This window comes from Nitrososphaera sp. (assembly GCA_039938515.1).
Taxonomy (GTDB): Archaea; Thermoproteota; Nitrososphaeria; order Nitrososphaerales; family Nitrososphaeraceae; genus Nitrososphaera.
Window position 1 is genome coordinate 119,455 of sequence record JBDUUL010000010.1, and the last position, 21,275, is coordinate 140,729.

General features: G+C 51.8%; 22 protein-coding genes and 1 tRNA gene. 16 read left to right on the top strand and 7 right to left on the bottom strand.

Going from position 1 to position 21,275, the window contains the following annotated elements; translation table 11 throughout:
• The first annotated feature begins 66 nt into the window (after positions 1–66).
• The 4 genes from ABI361_05730 to ABI361_05745 all read left to right on the top strand — a co-directional run bounded on the left by ABI361_05730 (position 67) and on the right by ABI361_05745 (position 4,614).
• Entirely contained in the window at positions 67–453 is a 387-nt protein-coding gene (locus ABI361_05730; protein ID MEO9320154.1) for a response regulator, read from the top strand.
• A gap of 81 nt (positions 454–534) precedes the next feature.
• On the top strand, positions 535–2,913 hold the full coding sequence (locus ABI361_05735; protein ID MEO9320155.1) for an ATP-binding protein: 2,379 nt from the start codon (positions 535–537) through the stop codon (positions 2,911–2,913).
• The gene (locus tag ABI361_05740; GenBank protein ID MEO9320156.1) at positions 2,910–3,668 is read left to right on the top strand and encodes a MinD/ParA family protein; all 759 of its coding nucleotides are present in this window, start codon (positions 2,910–2,912) and stop codon (positions 3,666–3,668) included. The genes ABI361_05735 and ABI361_05740 overlap by 4 nt, the downstream gene beginning before the upstream one ends.
• Positions 3,669–3,765: 97 nt before the next feature.
• Positions 3,766–4,614 (top strand): alpha/beta hydrolase, encoded by an 849-nt coding sequence (locus tag ABI361_05745; protein MEO9320157.1) that lies wholly within the window; start codon positions 3,766–3,768, stop codon positions 4,612–4,614.
• A gap of 5 nt (positions 4,615–4,619) precedes the next feature.
• Here the strand turns inward: ABI361_05745 and ABI361_05750 are convergent, their stop codons facing one another.
• Positions 4,620–5,057, bottom strand: a complete 438-nt coding sequence (locus tag ABI361_05750; GenBank protein ID MEO9320158.1) for a response regulator — start codon at positions 5,055–5,057, stop codon at positions 4,620–4,622.
• Positions 5,058–5,214: 157 nt separating this feature from the next.
• Here ABI361_05750 and ABI361_05755 point away from each other — a divergent pair, with 157 nt between their 5' ends.
• Positions 5,215–5,757, top strand: coding sequence for a hypothetical protein (locus ABI361_05755; GenBank protein MEO9320159.1), 543 nt, complete (start codon positions 5,215–5,217; stop codon positions 5,755–5,757).
• A 295-nt stretch (positions 5,758–6,052) separates the two neighbouring features.
• Positions 6,053–6,376 (top strand): hypothetical protein, encoded by a 324-nt coding sequence (locus tag ABI361_05760; protein MEO9320160.1) that lies wholly within the window; start codon positions 6,053–6,055, stop codon positions 6,374–6,376.
• Between the two features lie 18 nt (positions 6,377–6,394).
• Here the strand turns inward: ABI361_05760 and ABI361_05765 are convergent, their stop codons facing one another.
• From ABI361_05765 to ABI361_05775, 3 genes are all read right to left on the bottom strand, one after another.
• The gene (locus ABI361_05765; GenBank protein ID MEO9320161.1) at positions 6,395–7,375 is read right to left on the bottom strand and encodes an NAD-dependent epimerase/dehydratase family protein; all 981 of its coding nucleotides are present in this window, start codon (positions 7,373–7,375) and stop codon (positions 6,395–6,397) included.
• Positions 7,376–7,439: 64 nt separating this feature from the next.
• Positions 7,440–8,333, bottom strand: coding sequence for a glycosyltransferase family A protein (locus ABI361_05770; GenBank protein MEO9320162.1), 894 nt, complete (start codon positions 8,331–8,333; stop codon positions 7,440–7,442).
• A gap of 115 nt (positions 8,334–8,448) precedes the next feature.
• Positions 8,449–9,705, bottom strand: coding sequence for a hypothetical protein (locus ABI361_05775; GenBank protein MEO9320163.1), 1,257 nt, complete (start codon positions 9,703–9,705; stop codon positions 8,449–8,451).
• Between the two features lie 176 nt (positions 9,706–9,881).
• On the opposite strand from ABI361_05775, the gene ABI361_05780 reads away from it, so the two are divergent.
• The 6 genes from ABI361_05780 (at position 9,882) to ABI361_05805 (ending at position 15,421) form a co-directional block, all read left to right on the top strand.
• Positions 9,882–11,426, top strand: coding sequence for a hypothetical protein (locus tag ABI361_05780; GenBank protein MEO9320164.1), 1,545 nt, complete (start codon positions 9,882–9,884; stop codon positions 11,424–11,426).
• Between the two features lie 142 nt (positions 11,427–11,568).
• Positions 11,569–12,747, top strand: coding sequence for a TRC40/GET3/ArsA family transport-energizing ATPase (locus ABI361_05785; GenBank protein MEO9320165.1), 1,179 nt, complete (start codon positions 11,569–11,571; stop codon positions 12,745–12,747).
• A gap of 62 nt (positions 12,748–12,809) precedes the next feature.
• A complete protein-coding gene (locus tag ABI361_05790; protein MEO9320166.1) occupies positions 12,810–13,589 on the top strand; it encodes a PspA/IM30 family protein in 780 nt (259 codons plus the stop codon).
• Between the two features lie 5 nt (positions 13,590–13,594).
• Positions 13,595–14,071, top strand: a complete 477-nt coding sequence (locus tag ABI361_05795; GenBank protein MEO9320167.1) for a hypothetical protein — start codon at positions 13,595–13,597, stop codon at positions 14,069–14,071.
• A gap of 152 nt (positions 14,072–14,223) precedes the next feature.
• Positions 14,224–14,763, top strand: coding sequence for a ferredoxin family protein (locus ABI361_05800; GenBank protein MEO9320168.1), 540 nt, complete (start codon positions 14,224–14,226; stop codon positions 14,761–14,763).
• A 73-nt stretch (positions 14,764–14,836) separates the two neighbouring features.
• Positions 14,837–15,421, top strand: a complete 585-nt coding sequence (locus ABI361_05805) for a hypothetical protein (GenBank protein ID MEO9320169.1) — start codon at positions 14,837–14,839, stop codon at positions 15,419–15,421.
• 10 nt (positions 15,422–15,431) lie between these two features.
• On the opposite strand, the gene ABI361_05810 is transcribed toward ABI361_05805, so the two are convergent.
• Entirely contained in the window at positions 15,432–15,983 is a 552-nt protein-coding gene (locus ABI361_05810; GenBank protein MEO9320170.1) for a hypothetical protein, read from the bottom strand.
• Between the two features lie 24 nt (positions 15,984–16,007).
• The gene (locus tag ABI361_05815; GenBank protein ID MEO9320171.1) at positions 16,008–16,280 is read right to left on the bottom strand and encodes a hypothetical protein; all 273 of its coding nucleotides are present in this window, start codon (positions 16,278–16,280) and stop codon (positions 16,008–16,010) included.
• Between the two features lie 149 nt (positions 16,281–16,429).
• On the opposite strand from ABI361_05815, the gene ABI361_05820 reads away from it, so the two are divergent.
• Positions 16,430–16,561 (top strand) — tRNA-Ser (locus ABI361_05820).
• Position 16,562: 1 nt separating this feature from the next.
• Here ABI361_05820 and ABI361_05825 read toward each other — a convergent pair.
• On the bottom strand, positions 16,563–17,717 hold the full coding sequence (locus ABI361_05825) for a CBS domain-containing protein (GenBank protein ID MEO9320172.1): 1,155 nt from the start codon (positions 17,715–17,717) through the stop codon (positions 16,563–16,565).
• Between the two features lie 96 nt (positions 17,718–17,813).
• Here ABI361_05825 and ABI361_05830 point away from each other — a divergent pair, with 96 nt between their 5' ends.
• The 3 genes from ABI361_05830 (at position 17,814) to hisG (ending at position 21,248) form a co-directional block, all read left to right on the top strand.
• On the top strand, positions 17,814–18,926 hold the full coding sequence (locus tag ABI361_05830; GenBank protein ID MEO9320173.1) for a PQQ-dependent sugar dehydrogenase: 1,113 nt from the start codon (positions 17,814–17,816) through the stop codon (positions 18,924–18,926).
• A 28-nt stretch (positions 18,927–18,954) separates the two neighbouring features.
• The gene (locus tag ABI361_05835) at positions 18,955–20,205 is read left to right on the top strand and encodes a hydroxymethylglutaryl-CoA reductase, degradative (GenBank protein ID MEO9320174.1); all 1,251 of its coding nucleotides are present in this window, start codon (positions 18,955–18,957) and stop codon (positions 20,203–20,205) included.
• A gap of 65 nt (positions 20,206–20,270) precedes the next feature.
• A complete protein-coding gene (hisG, locus tag ABI361_05840; protein MEO9320175.1) occupies positions 20,271–21,248 on the top strand; it encodes an ATP phosphoribosyltransferase in 978 nt (325 codons plus the stop codon).
• Positions 21,249–21,275: the final 27 nt, after the last annotated feature.

Consider the following 21,275-nt stretch of genomic DNA (forward strand, 5'->3'; position numbering starts at 1 on the left):
TTACATAAAATGGATAGCGTTCAAAATGATAGCAGTGCTTCTCCCGCTCACAGAAAACCTCGACTCATGGTAGTCGATGACGAGCGCGACATCACGCTTGTTCTCAAGAGGGGGTTGGAATATCATGGATTTGAGGTCACAACCTTCAACGATCCGTTAGACGCCCTTGAAAGTTACAGGCCCGGCCAGTATGACCTAATACTACTTGACATTCGCATGCCAAAAATGACTGGATTTGAATTATTCAGGAAAATCAGGGAGCTTGATCCGCGCGTCAAGGCATGCTTTTTGACGGCGTTTGAAGTTTACTTTGACGAGTTTAGGAGGGTTTTTCCAAAGTTGCACATAAGATGCTTTGCGAAAAAACCCATAAGCGCATCAGACCTCAAAACACTGATAATGCAAGAAATCGGGGACGGCTCTTCGACCGAAGAGCTCAACCTTTCTCCGTAAAGGCTCTACGGAGCCGTGTTCTAGAACATTATTGCTTACATGATTATATAGAGCAGTTCCATTCCGAACAGACGTAACGTTATGGGTCAAGAATCCTCAGGGCTTTCTGATCGTGTCGCTGCCATAATCAGCAGTGAAGAGGAGATTATCCATGCCCTCAGGACCGTCTTTGATACCGAATCTTCCCTTGAAATCTGCGTAGACATGAAGAATCCTCTCAGCTCGATCGATCTGCGTCTTTTCAAGGCGCTTGCCTCCGAGGCGGCTTCCGCGGGAAAATCGATTAGGCTGATTACGGAGATAGACGTGCACAATATCGAATATTGCAAAACTCTGCTTCCCACTGTTCAACTTCGACACCTAAGCGATGTCGCAGGATTGATGATTGCAGGAGCTCAAACCTTTGTAGGAACGGTCGCGTTTGAGGACCTGACCACTGCCAGGCAGCTAATTGTCAGCAAGTCAGAAAAAGTGCTCTCACATCAGCACAAAGTTTTCAACGAGCTGTGGAACATTGCAATTCCTGCTCCAGTCCGCGTGAAGGAGGTAGAAAGCGGGACAACAAAAGGGAGGCACGAGCTCATCCAAAATCCGGTTTCGGTTCAAGACGCCTACACCAAGAGCCTCGAATCTGCAAACTCTCAGGTGCTGTTGATGCTTCCATCGATACGCGCGTTCCAACGACAGCACGCGATAGGTTTGCTGGATCAGCTAAAGCGGCTGAGCTCTAAAGGCGTCCAAGTCAAGATACTCCTTCCTTCCGGGGACGGGGTACGCAAGCAGTTGCAACAATTTTCTGGTTCGAAAAATGTAAAGGTTCACTTTATCGAAACCGACCTTAACACGCGGTCAACAATTCTGGTCGTAGACAGAAAACTATCCCTGGTAATTGAAATTCGTGATGACTTTGAGGAGGATTTTATCAAAGCCGTCGGTCATGCGACCCTCTCTTCCGTCAAGTCTACTGTTTTATCTTATACCTCGCTCTTTGACAGCTACTGGATTCATGCAGGCACCTTCGAAAAGTTGCAGCAAGCCGATAGGCTGAAAGACGAATTCATCAATATCGCGGCACATGAGCTCCGCACTCCGATCATGCCGATCGTCGGAATTGTCGAAGTTCTTATGGACAGGTTCAACGATCCATCGCAGCAGGACCTGCGCAACGACATCGAAGTGATTTATAGAAACGCCGACAGGTTGAAGGGTCTGGCCGAGGATATACTCAACGTAAGCAGGATAGAAAGCGGGAACTTTAGACTCGAAATTGCAGAATGTGATATTTACTCGATTATTGAAGAGTCAATCCAAGAAGCAAAAGGCAGCTTCACGTATTGGTCTCGAAGACAGCAGCTAAAATCGGAGCAAAAGAAAACAGCCATTTCCGATACGAGCCGTGGAGCTCAAAATCAGCCGCAAACTGCAAGTCCAAACGGCAACCTTTACACCATGATAATGGATATTATCGGTACCGGTGGGGCAGCGAGCCCTCCTGCAAAAGATGAAATTATTATCTTCTCGCAGCGCTCTGGCTATCCAAGCAGAGCTAACGGATACGAAAGTCTCAGCAGCACCAAGGACAGCGGACTCTGGATAAGATGCGACCACAAGAAGCTAAAACAGGTTCTTCATAACCTCTTTTCAAACGCACTAAAGTTTACTGATTTCAATGGCTCTGGCAAGATCTTTGTCGCCGCAAACATGGTTGACAGAAATCTGGTCAGAATTTCAGTCAAGGACAGAGGAACAGGCATCGACGCTTCAATCATGGACAGAATCTTTGAGCGTTTTGCCAGCAAGTCTGAGAGCGGGACAGGCCTTGGCCTCTACATTTCAAAGAGAATTGTCGAGGCGCACGGTGGGACCATCACGGCGGAGAACAACATTGACGGTCGGGGGGCGACAATTTCCTTCACAATTCCAGTTTCACCGTTTTCAGTACTTCGCTTTGAAAGGCCCGAAAGCCTAGACCGGCTGTCGATGCTCCAAAGGGAAATCGAGGAAAGGAGGAGCACGCTCACGCAAGTTCGAACCACAGCACTCCAAAAAATATCTGACATGAAGGACAAGTTAATGGATGCACGAGACAGGGCGGTCAAGACAAGAGACGCAGCAATTGAAGAATATCAGAAGAAAGTGGAAGCATCAAGAGGCTTGCTAAGAGTGAGACAGGAGCTTTTGAACGAGCAGATAAATTACAATTCCATGCGCAGGGAAATTGACAGAAGGGTGGAGAGGGGACTTGAAGGCCTCACGACGGTCATTGAAAACCTCAAAGGCGATCTGGCTGGCGACGAGGCTTTGGACAAGCTAGTCCTGAACACTTCCTATTCAAACACTGTTGCTGCTGAAGCGCAGCGGATAATCGAGTCAGAGTTTTTCAAGTCTCTTCGAAAGCAGCTGGGCATAGAGCAGGAAGAACATGCCACTCTTGTTAGCAGTGGCGGGCAGGCAAAATGACCTTCAAGATAGCCGTGCACTCTTTCAAGGGAGGGACAGGCAAGAGCACGATTACTGCAAACATCGCAGCGCTTCTCGCTTCTTCCGGCCGGAGCGTCGGAGTCGTAGATCTTGATCTCGCCGGCCCAGGTCTCCATGTTATCTACCAACTCGACCGCGACATCCGATACACCCTAAACGACGTTTTGTTAAAGAGATGCAAGCCGACTGACCCGATAATTGACCTGACAAAAAAGCTCGGCATAAAAAACGGCAAGCTGCTCTTCGTCCCGGCCAGCTACAAGGCCGAGGACATTGTCCAAGTGCTGGCGGAGGGCTATGAAGTCGCTTCCTTTAGAGCCATGCTGGAATCGGCAATGCAGTCATACAACCTTGACTATCTGATTGTTGACACGCATCCGGGAATTGAAAAATCCACACTGCTTTCAATCGGAGTGTGCGACGTGCTCCTTCTGATCACCAGGCTTGATTCTCAGGATCTTTTCGGGACAAGCGTTATCCGCGAGATTGCAAGGACGCTGCACAAGCCGGAAATCCTTGTTGCAAACATGATCCCTCCGGGAATTGACAGCGACAAATTGCAGGAACGCCTTCAGACTGTGTTTCCGGAAGCGCCGTTTGCCGCGATTCCGTTTTACAATGACGTGCTCCGATCCCTGAGCTCAAGCGTTTTTGTCTTGAACAACCCAGAGCATGAATTCGCATCCAAGTTGCTGCCGATTTTGAGCCAGCTTCAGCTCGCGCCGCGGCAGTAGCGGGCTTTGCAAGAAAGACATGCTTAAGTGCGAGCAAAGAGGTAGTACTGCGTGTCAGCCACGATTATCGGCCGGCAACTTACCGGGGAGGATTCAGATGCCATTCTTTAGCGTTGGCAAAGAGAACTCTGGTTCAATCGATCTGTACTATGAAGACCACGGCACAGGCAAGCCTGTAGTCCTTATCCATGGATGGCCGCTCAGCGGCCGCTCATGGGAAAAACAGGTCTCATTTCTTTTGTCGTCAGGCTTTAGGGTTATAACATACGACAGGAGGGGTTTTGGTCAATCTAGCAGGCCGGCCTCCGGCTACAACTATGACACGCTAGCTGACGATCTGGACAAACTGATAGAGACACTGGATCTCAAGCAGGCAGCACTGGTTGGTTTTTCAATGGGGGGCGGAGAGGTCGCACGGTATATGGGAAAATATGGCGAACGCGTCGAGAAGGTGGCCTTTATTGCAGCAATCCCGCCATTCTTGCTAAAGGCGCCGGACAATCCAGAGGGCATAGATGGCAAGGTTTTTGACGGAATAAAGTCGGGGATAGTAGCTGACAGGCTCGCATTTCTCACAGCCTTTTTTGCCAACTTTTACAACACGGATGTCCTTGGCGGCAAGCTGGTCAGCGAAGAGGTGGTTCGGCAGAGCTGGATAATTGGCGCGGGCGCATCGCCCATCGGAAGCCTGGAGTGTGTGTCTGCGTGGCTGAGCGACTTCAGAAAGGATCTATCAAAGATAAATGTCCCAGCACTGGTTGTGCATGGCGATGCAGACAGAATCCTGCCAATTAGCGCCACAGGCAAAAGGACGCATGAGCTCGTCACGGGCAGCCGGCTAGCAGTTATCGAGGGCGGCCCACACGGCCTGAACTGGACTCATGCTGATCAGCTAAACCGCGAGCTTTTTGCATTTCTGAAGGCAGAGCGAAAGCCCGGCCGATAAAGCGATCAGTCGGAATTTTTCTCGAGCAATACCCCGAGCTCGGACAAGAGAAATTTTGACAGTCTTGCAATGGAGACGGGCTTGATGATAAAAGTATGTCCATTTAGTTTCGGATAACTTCTTCTGTATTCGTCAATATAGTTCTCGGATGCGGTAATGAAGACGACTAGGGCATCCTGCGCTGACTCGAGTGCCTTCTGGCAAAACTCTAAGCCGTTCATTTTGGGCATGAGGACGTCAATTAGCAGTATATGATAGCTGTCATGCTCAATGCTCTTCAGGGCGTCGAGCGGTTCGGTAAAGGCGCTAACAGTGAAAGGGCCTTTGCTTTCGAGACCCCTTTTCAGGGTCGCTGCGGTGTCTCGCTCATCGTCAATAACAAGGACTGAAAACCCGTGGTGATTTTCAACGCGAGTCACCTGCTTTGCGGTTCCTACATTCACAATACTTGAGGCTCGAGCGCAGTATAAAGGAGTCCGGTTTACGCAGTAAGCATATGCCCGAAAATCCCCTGTTCATGGCAGGTTATGTGCACTGTACGAAAATTCGTACAAAGCAAAAAGGCTAAAAGGTGGTCAATTCCCAAAGGGCAGCACAGCGATGCCTGCTTCTCACGATGGCAAATCAGGATCGAAAACGGCTAGTTTTCGAATAGACAACACCTTGCTTGAAGAACTTCAGCAGGAGGCCGCGCAGAAAGAGATTAGCCTGAACACTCTTGCAAACCAGATTTTTCGAGAGTACATTGAGTGGTATGCAAACGCTCCCAAGGCCGGCTACGTGACTGTAAGGCGATCGCTTTTGGAAGAGATTCTGAAAAATTCTACCGAGCAGCAGATTCTCGAGTACGCAAGAATTACCGCCAAAGAATCAAGGGACATAAACCTGATTCTGACAAACGAATACACACTCGCCTCTGCGCTCAAAGTCATCGAGCACAAGATCAAAATTTCCGGCTACAAGTACAGGCGCGAACTCAAGGGCAATACTCAGTCTTATGTCATACAGCATGACCTTGGTCGCAAATGGTCAATGTATCTGGCGGCGCTATTCAAGATGGAGTTTGAAGAACTCGGCCGCGGCGGGACAGAGTTTGAGATACTGGACAACACAATCGTTTTCAGGGTAAGGATGGATGATTGAGCTGGGCCTGCATCACCTGCAAACTTCCCTTGAAGCGTTGCCCGGCTGCTAGAGCATTATGTTAAGCAATTCAAGCCAGTCTTGCATACTCTGTTGAGACGGCCTGAAGCATTCTCGGATTGGTCTGGCATTGAGAGACCCAGGAGCTATGTTATGTGATAATTCACGCTCTCAATTCTCGAGTCGTCTGTCATGAGCGGCGGGTTTGGGGGCCGCCGCGTCTCAACTGTAATTGTTGACAGTCTAAAAACATACACAATGTTTTTACGCCTAGAATGTCAATAGACTACCAGCCTTGAACCCTAGCACGAAAGCATTCCTTTCGAACCAATTGATGTGGATAGGCATATCGCTTGGCATCAGCTTTGCGATTTCAATCCTCCTGCCGTTTCCGGTTTCGATCGTGGTGATAATCGGGGTATTTCTGGGAATCAACTACTATATCAGAAGGCGCATGTTCCAGAGGATGGGGGGAGGCGGACTGGGAGGCTCGTTCCTTGGCGGTGGCATCGGCGGCCAGTCAAGGGGCGTCAGCTACTATTGCCTCGCCTGTGGCCAGAAATACAACGGCGGATCATGTCCTCGCTGCGGCTCGAAAATGAAAAAGGCCGAATTCTGAAATCGGCTGAGAAATAGCTCAGGCGCTCGTAGTCGCCTGAGAAAGCTTTGTTTTAGATACCTTATCAAGCACTGCTACAAGCGATTTTACTCCCTCTCGCACGCTGCGCGCGGGAGAATACCCAAGCTCCGATTTTATCAGGGCAATGTCTGCCAGGGTGTCCTGGACGTAGTTCTTTATGGGGTTGTTGACATACTTTGGCGTGATGTCGGTGCCGAGGTTATCGTTGATTAGCTCAATTACCTGGTTGAAGGTCGTCTCGACTCCTGTTCCGACGTTGTATATCCCGAATTCTTTACCCGAGCGCATTGCAAGCAGGTTTGCGCTGACCACGTCCTGCACGTATGTAAAGTCCCGCGACTGGCTCCCGTCGCCGTAAATCACCGGCGAGATGCCCTCCGCCATGTCCCATAGAAACTGGGAGATGTTGTTGGCAAACTTGCCCTTGTGCCGCTCGTTTGGGCCGTAAACGCTAAAGTACCGCAGGCCGATGCATGGCACCCCATACTCCAGATAGTACGACCGCGCGGCTATCTCCCTGCAGTAAAAAGAAGTCTCGTAAAAGGTCTTGGGCGAGATTACCTGTCCCTCGTTAAAAGGCATCGGGAGTCCATTGTAGATGGAGCTCGAAGAAGCGTAAATGACCTTGCGTACCTTGCCCGACCTCCGCGCTGCTTCCATGACGTTCATAAATCCCATGATGTTCACGTCGATCCCTTCCCTGGGGTCTTCTGCAAACATTGGCGAGGAGCTCTTTGCCGCGTCGTGAAAGATATAGTCGCAGCCAGACGATGCCTTCTTTACCGCTTCATAGTCCATCACGCTCCCGCGCACAAACTCTATCCCTTTTTCGAGGTTTGAGGTCGTGCCGAGCGACAGGTCGTCAAGCACGACTATCTCGTTGCCCTCCCTTCTCAGAGTATTAGCAATATTTGAGCCGATAAAGCCGGCGCCGCCAGTCACAAGGATTTTCATTCCGATCACTGCTTCCTCAAACAATCCTTATAACGGGTTCCGCAAAATCTAGCATTAGGCTTATCAAATATCCCGTTTGCCGCCATTCTTACACGAGTCGAAAATATGCCATGCAGAACCAGAACCTGGCACGAAACGCCCTGATTCCATCCCGAAACGGCGGAATGACGAGCCTTGCAATAGCCTGCTTCTTGGTTATCATGTTATACTGCCTGTAGATGTGGCCTTCCTCGATCTGCTGCTTTTTTGGAACGTATATCGCGTATGGTCTGAACACCGCGCCGGTTCTTCGGTACGTCGTGCTCTGGATCTTGGGGTAGTGGTCGGCCGAATAGTTTGCCACCTTTTTCCACACCAGCCCGTTCTTTTCAAATGTGTACTTGATAGCCGCGTCCTCTCCGTGCGGCAGATTCAGGTCGATGCCCAGGACCGGCTCCCTCTTAACAAGCGTCTGGCCAAAAACACCGTATCGCAGCCTGCCGCACTCGACCGGCACATCGATCCGGTAATGGTCTATCCTGCAGCCTTCGACCGCGTCTGAATCCTGCATGTTTGACTTTATCTCCTCAAACCATCCCCTGCGCAGTATGACGTCTGAATCAATCACGGCGACCCATCTGGTCATCGCCTTTTCAAAGCCAAATTTTGTGGCCTGCCCGAGGTTTAGTTCCGGCTTGACGTAAGTCTCTACCTTGTCAAAAGAGGACGCGATCTCTAGCGTTCTGTCCTTGGATCCGGAATCCACTACAATTATCCGGCGCACAGGTATTTCCCGGAGAATCGATTCAATGCATTCCTTTAGAAACTCCTCGGAATTTAGCGTCCTCATGACCACGTCTATAAGCTCGTGTTGCTGTCCTTTTGCGTCAGGTCTATGCGGTAAGGTGCTTTCGCCCTTTTTCACCAGCCCGCCGCCAGCGCCCGTTGAATCTGAATCTGGAACCCTGCCAGAAGAGTCGGGCGGTATTGTAGTCGTTGCCATTGCCTCGCGCACTCGAAAATGATCCTAAGAGGCTAAATACAATATCTAATCTTGTTCGGTTTGTTTTTCACCTTAGAATCATAGTGAAGGGTGGTTGTGCAACATTCCGGCGCACTCAGCCAGACTTCATTGTATTTCCGATGTCGCGGATTAAGCCTGCCGGCGTCTCGTTTAGCCAGACGATGAATGCGCCGTCGGCTCTTCGCCGGTGGCCGTGTCCTGAGCCCACATACGTCCTCAGCTCGCTGAGGGTGTGCTCTGCAGGGCAGCTCCAGTTTTCGACCGAGTCGCCGGTTTCGGCGGTAACTAACAGGCTTGTCGCACTCGCTCTCGTCTCACCATCAAGATCGGCTCTTAGCAGTCTCAGCTGCTCCAGATTCGTTCTGGTATCCTTGCCAGCCAGGCCGAAATGCTTTCCCCATGCATAGCTGTAAGACTGAAACACCAGGTAATCAAGTCCGGCCGCTGCTATTGCCTTATAGTCGACGCCGTGCAGCCTGGCCATCGCGGGGCCGTAGTTCATGCAGGTGTACGCGCCAAGGCGGCCCTTGCTCTCTTCTCGTCGCACTTCGACGGACAGGGTTCGGTAAAATCTTGCCCACTCAGAGCAGTTCCATTCAGCGAACTCGTCTATGTGGGAATTTGCAATTTCCATAGCAAGCTTTTGACCTAATGACTCTGTCCAGTCAGTCATCGGTTCACGCCGTCCTTCTTCCAGCAGGCAGACGTCGCCCTTGCGGTGCGTTCCAGTCTGGCAGAACCTTGATCCTATGAACTTGGAAATTGAGGCTGAGGAATAGTCGAAGGTATTGACGCCGGCTGTCTCATTTGCAAATACCCTAAAGCCCATCCCGCCATCGCCGACGAACAGGCCGGTGAAACCAAAGTCGTCTGACAACCGCCTGTACTGCCTGCATACATAGTGGTCGAACGGATCCCCCCTCTTTACACCATAGTACTCGTCGTCCTGCCCGAACTCCAGAAGCGGGTTGAAGTCATAAGAAAAATTTGAGCTGTGCCACTTGTGCCCCCCCGTGTCTGTTAATAGTAGCTCGGGATGCCTCGTGGCCACCCACCTGTTTTCGTGAACCCAGAATCCGTACATGACCTCTATGCCTGAGTCGTTTAGCAGCCGGACAAACCGCCGCAGATCTGACTGCGTGGGGTGGTAGCTTGACGAGTCATGGGGGCCGTGCCTGTTCAGCCGGACATAGGCGTCACTCCTATAGCCGTCATAACTTAGAAAAAAGTCAGGCTGCCTGTCTTCCATCATTACCACAAAATCCATCCCGCACCCGGAGAGCATTTCTGCAGTCTCGCGGTAGGACTCAGGCTTGGATATTCCTAGGTCCAGGCAACCTCCAAGCAGCATCTATCGTACAAATCAGGGTGATTCGTATTAACGGCTGCATGGCCTGTGACAAAAGTAACAGCTGTCTCTGATAGAAGAATCAACTCGAAGGCATAAAAAAATTGTCAGTACCGTTTCCAGTGTATTGTCGCCTTTTGCAGTTTTTCCTACTCGGGCCCCTGGTATGATGTAGATCCATGAGCAAGAACATCAGGATCGGCTACTCGGGCTTTATCTCATTTGGCTCACGGATCCTCAGTCTGTTTACCGGGCTTATCTTTATCACGCTTGTCACCCGTAACCTGACCCAGTATGATTTTGGTCTCTGGCAGCTGATTCTTTCCATAGTGTCGTATGCAGTCCTGCCCAACGTCGTTGTTGACTATTGGATCCTGCGCGATATTGCCCGGGGCCAGAGGGAGGCAACAACTGCACTCCTGTTTTCGCTCATAATAGCATCCGGGGGCCTTGCGATGTACATCCTTATCTCGACTTTCTCGGCACCAAGGGTCGGCGGCCAGTTCCTGTTCTTTGTCGTAGCCATGGCGCAGGTCCCGCTCTCGTACCTGTCAATCACCCTTCAGACAGTCTCCCAGGCTGCAAGGCCCCAGTCTGTCGGAGTCGCGTTCATGGTCTTTGAGTCTGTCAAGGTTGCGGTAGCTGCTCTCTCGTTTTTTGTATTCGGAATCAACCTGAACGTCGCAATCACTGCTGTACTCCTGGCCCTTGTCGCCCAGTGTATAGTGCTCCTGGCAATGCAGCCGAGGTACTTGTACAAGCGCTCGTTTAGCCGCGAGGCGGTAAGCCGGTGGCTCAAGATGTCATGGCTGCCGGCATTTGCAACCTTTGCCGGCTACATAGGAACGGTGGACAGCCTGCTTGTCACCGCAATCACCGCTTCGACGCTTGTGCTTGCAAACTATCGGGCGGCAAATGTAATCGCGGCGATGGTCTCACACGCTAGCGCCTTTGCAGTTGCGCTATATCCAAAGCTAATCGGAGGCGCGGCGACGGAGGTTTCCCGGTACGTGATGACCCTGACAATGATGTTTACCATTCCAATGTCTGCAGGCATTTTCGTGCTTTCGATACCCTTGCTCTCTATTCTTGGCCCAAGCTACGGCAGCGCATACATGGTCCTGTGGATTGGTATTCCAATCACAGCGATTGGCTCTGCACACCAGATTTTCGAGGCAGTTTTAATGGGGCATGAGAAGGTCGACGTTTCTCAAAAGTCATCATTTCGAGATTACTCTAAGAGCCGTCTTATCACCGTACCCAGCATTACGCTCTTTGGAAGTATAATCTCCCTTGCCGCTCTTGCGGTCGTGACATACTGGCTGAACTCACTTCACGCCTCTCCGGTTACCATGGCGGTTGCCTGGTCTGCAATCGTAATCTGCATCTCCTCTCCCGGGTTGATAATCAAGTGGAGGATGATGAAGCGCTCAAAAACAACGTTTAGCATCCCCTGGAAGAACATCGCAATCTACGGCGGCGCCTCTGCGGTGATGGTGGCGGCACTTGTAGCGACGGGCGCGACCAATATCAGGCACTCGTCAACGATTGACCTAGTTCTCAAACTTACCGCATATCTTGCCCTGGGCTCGGCCGTGTACTTTGGGATCTTGTTCGCGCTCGACTCCACATTCCGCCTACTTGTCTTCAAGTCTATCGACATGGCCAAGGCGGTAATTGCGCCGCGGGGAAGGACGCCTGCGAGCGACAGTTCTGCCGCATGAGCCGCAGCTGCCGCGCTTTTCATTTTGCCGAAAAACCAACCTTGATTGCGAATCACACATCCAACAGTAATGTATCAATCTGTTGCGGCGGTGCGGGTGGAGGACTAAACTCTTTTATTGACAGCGCGTCGATTTTTCCCTGTTGAGGCTCATTATCTACACTGGCAAGGGAGGCACCGGCAAAACTGTAACGTCATGCGCGACGGCCCTGCGTATTGCCAGCAAAGGCCGCAATACAATGGTAATGTCTGCGGATCCTGCTCATACTCTCAGTGACGCGTTCATGATGACTGAAATCGCAAATGAGCCGAGGCAGGTCGCCCCGAACCTCACTGCGCTTCAGATAGACCCAGTCTCGGAAATGAGCCGCCAGTACAACACCATCCTGTCCTACATGGCGGCCATCTTTTCTGCAAAGGGAATCGACGAGACGCTTGCTTATGAAATAGCCATGCTCCCCGGCATGACGCAGCTGTTCTCGCTTTTGAAAATCGAGGAGGTTAACAGAGACAAGTCTTTTGACACCATAGTGCTCGACATGCCGGCTTCTGGCGAGGCGCTACGCTATCTCTATTTCCCAAAGCTCGTCGGTAGCATCGGCCGCAAGCTTACCGGACTTGCCGGCCTTTTCTCCGGCTTTGCAAAGGTATTCCAGCCAGTTTCCAAAATCCCAGCCCCGTCAAAAAGCGTCATCCAGAGCGAAATGGAACTTCTCGACAGGCTTGACCTCCTTTCGGACATAATCAGGGACAACGACGTTACCAGCGTCAGGTTGGTGACAAATCCTGATACGTTTAGCATAGAGAACGCCAAGAGGGCCCTGATGTCCGCCAGCCTTTACGGGATAAACGTGGACATGGCAATCATCAACAAGGTCATGGCAGAATCCACGGACGAATATTACGAAAAGTGGGCCACTTTTCAGAGAGGCAAGGTGGACGAGGCCAAGGCAAACTTTTACCCGCTTCCGATAAGAGAAGCCCAGCTTTACGGCACTGAACTCCGTGGCGTCGAAATGTTAGTGAAGCATGCTGAGGTAGTCTTTGGAAACGACGCGCCCGACCAGATCTTTTTCCGGGGCAAGCCCTACACGTTTGCCACCGAGGGTTCTTCCCTTCACATGAGCGTACAAGTTCCGTTCAGCGAAAAGGACGATTTTGACATTGAGCGCTTTGGCGACCGCCTCACCATCTCAGTCAAGACTGCAACCGGAAAAATCGTAAATATCGTCCCGCTTCCGGTGGCTACTGCCGCCATGAAGCTCTCCCGGGCAAAACTTCACGAGCATAACCTTGACGTTCTTTTTGAAAAAATCACGTGAATCAGGCTGGTCTGATTTATTTATATAGTGATTAAGTTAAGTCTAGTCCGGGAATCAAAAGATTGGGCCTTGGAAACAGAATCTCTTCTGTCATAAAGCAAAAGGTAAATGCCCTGCTTGATAAATACGAAGATCCGCGCGAGGCGCTTGACTATTCATACACTCAGCAGCTTGAAATGCTCAACAAGTTGCGAAGAAGCATTGCCGAGGTTGTCACTGCAAAAAAGAGGCTCGAGATGCAGAAACTCAAGCTTGTTGATAATATCCGGACCCTTGACGAGCAGGCAAGGCGGGCGGTGGATGCAAACCGCGAGGACCTGGCAAGGCTTGCGCTTGAAAGAAAGAATGCAAATCTGGTCCAAATGCAGAGCCTGGACAAGCAAATAACTGACATGCAGGCAGAGCAGCAAAAGCTGGAAAACTCCGAGAAGCAGACCGCCCTCAAAGTCGAGGAATTTAGGACGAAAAAAGAGGTCATAAAGGCTCAGTACTCTGCCGCAGAAGCCTCGGTCAAGATAAAGGAAAGCGTTACCGGCATATCCGAGCAGATGAACGATGTCGGGATGGCAATGAACCGAGCCGAGGATAAGACGGAGAAAATGAAGGCAAGGTCTCAGGCACTTGACGATATGATTGATTCTGGAGTCCTTACAGATTATACTTCAAACAAGGACGAGATAGAACGAGAGCTTGAAAAGGTGTCAGTTCAGAGTTCGGTCGACGAAGAGCTGGCAAAGATAAAAGCTGAACAGGCCAAGAAGGGCAAAAAGAAAAATAGCGACGCTAGCGACAGTTCGACTGATACTTCCGCCCAGACGGAGCAGGAAGCGCAGGTGCAATAATCATATTGGTAAAGAAAACAGCAGGCAAGAAAAAGACCAGTTCGGCTTCAAAAGCCAAAGCCCGCAAAAAGTCAACGCCAGCAAAATCTCGCTCGGCCTCGCGGTCGCGCAAGAAAACGGCAGCCCGCAAGAAAACACCGACAAAGTCCCGCGCCCTAAGTAAACCGAGCATCGCCCGAGCTCAATCCATCGTGCGCATAATGGGCGAAGGGCAGTACCGGCTTGCGGCTTCGGACCTGTCGGAACTGAACAGGGTGGACAACTCGATAGTAAAATACGTTGAAGACCACTCGGACAATTCGCATCAAACCCAGCAGGAGTTCCAGAAGAGGCTCAACGAAATGATAACCATCGTACGATCCCGTGGCGAACAACTTGGCGAAAGCGAGCTGGTCGCGTCTGACGTTATCCTGCCCTTTCCTGATACCACCCTGGAAGAAGCAAGGGACCTTTTCAAGAACGACGGTCTGATACCTGGGTAGCACAACTCGCCCTTATTTTTCCGCACCCAGGCAGCAGTTTTTCCAACTCATAGACAGAGAGCGCTTCAAGACTTGCAGGCCGCTTCCGCCAGCGGATGCGACTGAAAAAAGAGTTTATATAATATTGAGATTTCTCATACCCTCGGAGTAAAATGCCAATCGATCCAGACTTCCCAAGGAATCATAAAGTAATCGGCAAGATAGCCCTTGCAGACGGCGAACACTTTCACTATAGATGGGGTCCAGGCCGATCTGACGGCGAAGCGTTTTCAAATGAAGAGGTAAAATCTGCTTACGAGCACAGGGGCGAAAAACAGGTCCCGCTCGGTGTGAGCGGTACAATGGTAGCCGTCGACTGGGATTCCTGCGTTGCAGACGGAGCTTGCATTGAAGCATGCCCGGTTCAAGTATTCCAGTGGTTTAGAACCGAGCATGACGTTCCTGCGGCAGATGCCACTAACCAGACTTGGGAGGGTACAGGCAAGAATGTCAAGGAAGAGAGGGCTGACTACACTGACAAGGCTGACCCCATAAGGGAGCACGATTGCATCTGGTGCATGGCCTGTGTATCGGTATGCCCACCTCAGGCGATTAAGGTCGACCAGTCAAACCTAGAGTTCCACGAAAAAGCTTCTGGCACGTTTAACGAATCGCTCTCAAAGAGCAGCCAGGCACCGCCACACGCCCACTAGGCGTCCGCCTTACCTTTTTGGATATTTTCCCGACTTCATATAAATACCCATAGCGCTCAACCGCACTGCAGCAATGCCGGTCGTTTCGGATTCCTACATGGGTGTTTTTTCACCCGCTGATATACAGCAGAGAATAATGGAATTCATGGCCGCAAAACGCGACTTTCCATTTATCCAGGCCGACGAACTTGTCGGGTGCTTTTACCTGTTTGGAAAGGATCATGGAGTGGCCGAGTCGGAAGTGGAGCAGGCGTCCAGCCTAGCTCGGACAGCCGTGGAGCGTATTGCCACCGACATACGCCTATACAGGTCCAGACCAGGCAAACTTGATTCAGGATTTACACGACAAAACTACACAAAGAGATCCCTCCAGATTGTCGTGGATAACGCGGGCGACTTTTCCGAAGTGGACAGGCGCGTTTCAGGAGATCCGGCAATACTTGCAGACTGCTTTGCACAGCACGTTTCTTACCACAAGCAGGAGTTTTTCTTTGAACTCTTTGGACCAATAAAGTCCGGCGGCCTTGCAGGCGCAGGAAGGCAGAGTCTCGACCGGAGAATGGTGCTCTTGGGATATAATGTCCGGGACCGGTCTGCCGTCAGTTCAGGCAGCCCGCTTGAGCCTTTCGTGCGCTGGCTGGCACGGTCAAGACCGTAATTTTTGCCGGTCAAAAGATCGACGTATTGTCAACAACACGGACCATCTGCTTGACGTCAAGCACGATTACCTGTTTTGGAAGGTTAAGGGTGAGCATTCTCTCATTCGGCGGGCCGTACTGGAGAACGTGCACAAGTGCGCCCCGGCCAAGCCGGCTTGTGGATCTCTTTTCTATTTTTATCTCGGGATCGAACAGCGCGTCGAAGGTATGGAGGTATGTTCCGCCCCAGATATTCATCGAATACTCCACCCTGTAGTATGGAATTGACATCCTCGGGAACAAGAGACCCCCGGACGAATGCAGGTTTTCGCCCGCGTCGTAAAGCCTTCCTCCATGGTACAGGTCGAGGAACGGTACGCGGGCATACACGGTCGATTTGGCAGCCTTTCTCTGGCAGAGCGACTCGAAACGGAGGAACTCATCGTCAGGCAGAGTGGCAGGGCCGTACCTGGCGTCATCATGAGCGCTCACCCGCCGGTTTACGATGAATCTCTCGCCGGACTCTAACAGCCTGCGCACGTTTTCCACGAACTGGTGCTCGTTGCACTCGTAAAGCGGCATTCGATTCACGCCTCTCGGTTCGCGCTAGCCGCCCAGATCCGAAACAACGTGGGTTATGGTATCCTTTGAGCCGCAGATTGTAATCACGGGGTCCCTGGGATAGCTTTCGCCAAGCTCCTCGGAAACGGAAATCGACTCCTCTCCCTTGGTGTACAGGAGTTTCTTCCAGAACTTGCCGTCGGCGACCACGGTCGCTGAATCCTGCAGGGCAAAGCCGATATCTAACAGGCTGCTCTGTACGGTTTCAAGCGAGATGAGCACCGATATAGATTTTAGTTGCTGCCTGTCCTGTTGCAACAACAATCTTTGGTTTTTCAGATATAAAAATCGGTTGCCGGCTCTCGATTATGTTCTGCGCGCTGCCTGCTGGCAGGGAATTCTGCAGATAAAGCCTGAGCCGGAAACGCTATAACGTATAAAAGTAGGTTGCCGAGAGCATCAACTGGGCGGATGTGGCAGAGTGGTCTTCTCTGGCGTTCAGCCTCTGAACACAATAATGCGTCGGCCTTGAGTCAAGCCGGCCGGTAAGCCGATTCGCCTTCGGGCGATCAGGAGTTCGAATCTCCTCATCCGCGCCATCTATTCTTCCTCAGAGCCGGCCGCTACGTCCTGAGACGCCTCGCCTGGACTTCCCACAGCCCGACGCGCGGTCTCGCGGTGCTTTCTATCGTCAACCTTCTGACCGTGCTGCTGTTTGATGCGACGGTCGAGCCTCGTCACTAGCTCCTTTGAGGCGCTTATGGGATCATAGCCGACGGCCTTTGCATCAATGACACCGCGCGATGTGATTACGCGGGTGCGAAGAGAGTACTTCCGCGTCTTGTGCTTGTCGGCATAAACAATGACCGAGGTTATGTCTCCAAGCCTGCCCTGAATCTTTTTGATAAACTTGGTCATCTGGTCGTTAATCTCGGCGCGGTCGGCCTCGTCTGGAAGGTGCGCTATGTGTATCGTCGGCCCGCCTTTTTTCGGAAGCACGTATTCCAGAGCATCCTTGGGAGTCACGATGCCCATAGGTCTGCCGCCTTCGCCGACTATTATGACCTCCTCGTTTTTCCTAAAGTGCTCCACCAGGCTGTTCAGCTGGGTTCCGCGTTCGGCTGACGCGGCTCTTCTCATGATGTCCCTTGCCTTGACACTGCTAATCGACGCGGTTCCACCGGAGATTGCCGCGGATTTGCTGGTGCGCTCGCGGGGAGTTGTCATCATGATGGCACCGATATCCAAGATGCCGACGGTTCCTACCAGTATACCTTTTGAATTTATCACAGGAAGCCGGGAAATGTTGTACCTCCTCAGCTTGGAAACCGCGTCTGAAAGCGTGGTCTTTTCGTCTATTACAATGGCCCCCGACATTATCTGGTCAACCGTTGCGTGGCCAAAATCCGAAGTCAGCGTGAGGTCCGTTTCGCTGACGATGCCGACCAGCTTGCGGTTCTCAACCACCGGAAGCGCCCTGTTGCCGGAGCTTATGATCATCTGGGCAGCCTTTTCCACGTCCTCGCCTGGGCTCAGCGTCGCCGTGTTTGTCACGTAACCCTTGAGTTTTGACGAAGGCTGCGCAGACGATGAAAGAAGGCTCTTGGCAAATATCATGCCGACATATTCGCTCTTTGCGTCTAAGACAGGAATCTGGTTTATCGACTTGTCGTTCATTAGATTGAATGCTCTTGCAACGGTGTCGTCCTCGGACAGCGAAACAACATTTCGCGACATTGCCTCCGAAACTTGCAAATTGGCTAAACCACCCCTTGCTATCAATTAAAATGTTGTTGTTTCAAGTTACGTTATAATGATCCAACGTGATGGATTTGGCCAAAGGATTCCTTTATGAAAAAGGAACGGAGGATGGTTCTTCTAGTTACAGCGGTTGTAATTGCCGCGGCGGTTGCGACAGTCGTCTGGCAGCCTACAGAAACATCCGTTCCACTCCCGGCCCCCAGCAGCCGAAGCACCAACGGGACCGGGTCTGGCGTGCAGATTGTCGCGCAAAACCTTGAAGTCCCATGGGCAATCGACTTTGCAGCGGATGGGACAGCCTACTTTACCGAGCGCCCTGGCAGAATCAGGATGATAGAGCCAAATGGCACTCTTGTCAAAGAGCCTGTCGCTTACATAAACGCCGAGGCAAACGGCGAGGCCGGTCTGCTCGGACTTGCACTGGATCCTAATTTCACCTCAAACCACATGATGTACGTTTACCACACCTATTCTAACGGCACCGCCGTTTTCAACAAGGTTCTTGCCCTAAAAGAGCAGGACAACAAGATTATCTCGTCAAAGGTCCTCATAGACAAGATTCCTGCCGCGGACAGAAATGACGGCGGGATCTTAAAGTTCGGTCCTGACGGCAAGCTTTACATTTCCACCGGCGACGCACGGCAACCAGAGCTTGCACAAAACGCCAAGTCGCTTGCAGGCAAGATTCTCAGGATTAACTCTGACGGGAGCATACCTCCAGACAACCCGTTTGAGGGTTCGCCGGTATATTCGTACGGCCACAGGAACATCGAAGGAATGGCATGGGATCCAGTCACCAAGGCCATGTATGCAAGCGAGCACGGAGATGTTGACAACGACGAGATAAACGTAATCAAACCCGGCAAGAACTATGGCTGGCCAATTGAGCAGTGCGACGCAACGCGTTTTGAAAAACCGATACTCTGCTTCAACCCTGCCATCGCCCCTGCGGGCATGGTCATACCCTCGTCAAACGCCCTTGGCTACAAAGGCAGCATCATACTTGCGACACTCAGAGGAGAGCACCTGCGGCAGATCGACCTGGCAAGCGGCGTCCAGAGCAACATCCTTACCGGCTTTGGCAGGCTGCGCGACGTCGCCGAAGCGCCGGACGGTTCTCTCTATGTGCTGACAAGCGACCGCGACGGCAGGGCAATTCCCAGCCCCGGTGATGACAAGATTATAAGGTTGACCCGGCCGTAGTCATTCCAGCCCCGCAGGCGAAAGGCAATTGAGTGAAAAAAAGAAATTTTATGAAATGAACCTGGGCGAGAGGCTCAAGTTTCTGCAGGAGCAGGCGGGCCTGACTGACGAAGAAAAGGCGGCATTTGGGCATCTCTTGCCATTTGAAATTGCAGACAGAATGATAGAAAACGCCGTAGGGGCAATTTCAATACCCGTGGGAATCGCGATGAATTTTCTCATCAACGGCCAGGAGCGCCTTATCCCTATGGCGATAGAGGAACCGTCCGTAATCGCGGCTGCTAGCAAGGCAGCTAAAATCGCCCGGGCCAAGGGCGGGTTTACCGCCAGCGCGACCGAGTCGCACATGATAGGGCAGATACAGGTGGTCTCGCTTGGTGACATCGAACGGGCAAGGCAAGACCTTGAAAGCAACAGGCAGCAGATACTCGATGCCTCAAACTCCAAGACCCGCTCCATTAAGGCTCATGATCTGCTGATAAGGCAGGTTCAAGACGAGAGCCCAAATGATATGGGAAACATGCTGGTGGTGGAAATCACGGCAGACGCCCGGGACGCCATGGGCGCCAACGCCGTCAACACCATGTGCGAGTCGGCCGCTGAAGCCATCGCTGAAATATCGGGCGGGCATGTTGTTCTCAGAATTCTTTCAAACTATTCTACAAAGCGTATGGTAAAGTGCAGCGCCATTTTCGACAAGGACGAGCTGGGAGGCCCGGACGTGGTGGAGAGGATACTCTACGCATACGCCCTGGCATATTCTGACATCTACAGGGCAGTGACGCATAACAAGGGCATAATGAACGGGATAGATGCCGTTGCGCTGGCGACGGGCCAGGACTTTAGAGCCATCGAGGCTGCAGCACACGCATTTGCGTGCAAGGACGGAAGCTACCGCTCGCTCACCCACTGGTCAAAGACAGGCGACGGAGATTTGCAGGGCGAACTCGAGCTTCCTCTTGCGGTCGGCATAACGGGCGGCGTTACCGCGGTCAGCGCTACTGCAAGGGCTGCGATTAAAGTAACAGGTGCAAAGTCCTCAAAGGACCTAGCGGTTTGCATGGCCTGCGCAGGGCTTGCGCAAAACCTGGCTGCCATCCGCGCCCTTGCTTCCGAGGGCATCCAGAAGGGCCACATGAGACTACATGCGAGAAACATTGCGATGGCCGCTGGCGCAAAGGGCAAGGAGGTTGAGGCCGTAGCGGACAGGATTTCTGACGCGGGCAACATTACACTTGATGCTGCAAAGAAGGCATTGGAATCGCTTCGCTCGGCGTAGGTCTGGCCAGACATCGCAGTAGTAGGTATATATCCAGTAAAAGCATTGCAGAGCAATACTGGCAAATGCCGACGCTGAAATTCGCCGTTCCTAAAGGAAGCATTGAAGAGGTAACGTTCAAGCTGCTAGAACAGGCGTGGCAGAGCGTGAGCGGAAGGGGCCGTACTTATCGAGTAAAACTCGGCGACCCGGAAATCGAGGTCAAGATTCTTCGCCCTCAGGAGATCCCGACTTATGTGCAAGAGGGCTTTTATGACGTTGGTATTACGGGCAGGGACTGGATTTTGGAGGCAAAAGCTGACGTCCAGATATTGCTCGACCTTGAGATAGGCCGCGTCAAACAGGTCATCGCCGTGCCAAACAGCTTTCCCTACAGCAACCTGAGCGAGATGATTTCAGACTTTGCCAAGGACAAGAGAACACTCCGCGTTTCCTCAGAGTACCTGACTACGACGTCGTCATATTTCAAGTCAAACCCTGCCTACAAGAAGCACTTTGGAAATGCCGACCCGATGATAATCACCCCATGGCTGCGCGTCGGCAGCAACAGCAAGGTCGAGGTTTTCCTGTCATTTGGCGCAACAGAAGCCAAGCCGCCAGAAGACGTTGACGCGATATTTGACATCACCGAGACCGGGACGACCCTTTTCCAGAACAACCTGAAGATAATAGAAACCGTCGCAGAGTCGACGGCCGTTCTTGTCGCAAACAAAAAATCCCTCAAGGACCCGACAAAACGCGAAAAAATAGCCGACATGATTGCCCTGCTCAGAGGCGTTGTCGAGGGCAGAAAAAAGCTCCACGTGTTTGTCAATGTAAAGAAGGAGAACCTCTCAAAGCTGCTGGAAGCCCTTCCTGCACTAAAGCGCCCGACTGTAAGCCCGCTTAGCGAGGAGGGATGGTTCGGCGTAAATACCGTAATCGACAAGACCGAGTTTATCAGAATAGTGCCAAAGCTTAGAAAGCTGGCGCAGGGACTTGTCGTCCTTGAGCCGAGGCAGATCCTGCCGCTTGAAGAGATAAACTTGGACGGATTTTCGTGAAGCTTTTACGAGTAGAAAACCCCGCCC

Coding starts and splice junctions, on each gene's coding strand:
- ABI361_05730 (MEO9320154.1), top strand. CDS start 67: ATGGTAGTCGATGACGAGCGCGACATCACGCTTGTTCTCAAGAGGGGG.
- ABI361_05735 (MEO9320155.1), top strand. CDS start 535: ATGGGTCAAGAATCCTCAGGGCTTTCTGATCGTGTCGCTGCCATAATC.
- ABI361_05740 (MEO9320156.1), top strand. CDS start 2,910: ATGACCTTCAAGATAGCCGTGCACTCTTTCAAGGGAGGGACAGGCAAG.
- ABI361_05745 (MEO9320157.1), top strand. CDS start 3,766: ATGCCATTCTTTAGCGTTGGCAAAGAGAACTCTGGTTCAATCGATCTG.
- ABI361_05755 (MEO9320159.1), top strand. CDS start 5,215: ATGCCTGCTTCTCACGATGGCAAATCAGGATCGAAAACGGCTAGTTTT.
- ABI361_05770 (MEO9320162.1), bottom strand. CDS start 8,333: ATGGCAACGACTACAATACCGCCCGACTCTTCTGGCAGGGTTCCAGAT.
- ABI361_05775 (MEO9320163.1), bottom strand. CDS start 9,705: ATGCTGCTTGGAGGTTGCCTGGACCTAGGAATATCCAAGCCTGAGTCC.
- ABI361_05780 (MEO9320164.1), top strand. CDS start 9,882: ATGAGCAAGAACATCAGGATCGGCTACTCGGGCTTTATCTCATTTGGC.
- ABI361_05800 (MEO9320168.1), top strand. CDS start 14,224: ATGCCAATCGATCCAGACTTCCCAAGGAATCATAAAGTAATCGGCAAG.
- ABI361_05805 (MEO9320169.1), top strand. CDS start 14,837: ATGCCGGTCGTTTCGGATTCCTACATGGGTGTTTTTTCACCCGCTGAT.
- ABI361_05810 (MEO9320170.1), bottom strand. CDS start 15,983: ATGCCGCTTTACGAGTGCAACGAGCACCAGTTCGTGGAAAACGTGCGC.
- ABI361_05830 (MEO9320173.1), top strand. CDS start 17,814: ATGAAAAAGGAACGGAGGATGGTTCTTCTAGTTACAGCGGTTGTAATT.
- hisG (MEO9320175.1), top strand. CDS start 20,271: ATGCCGACGCTGAAATTCGCCGTTCCTAAAGGAAGCATTGAAGAGGTA.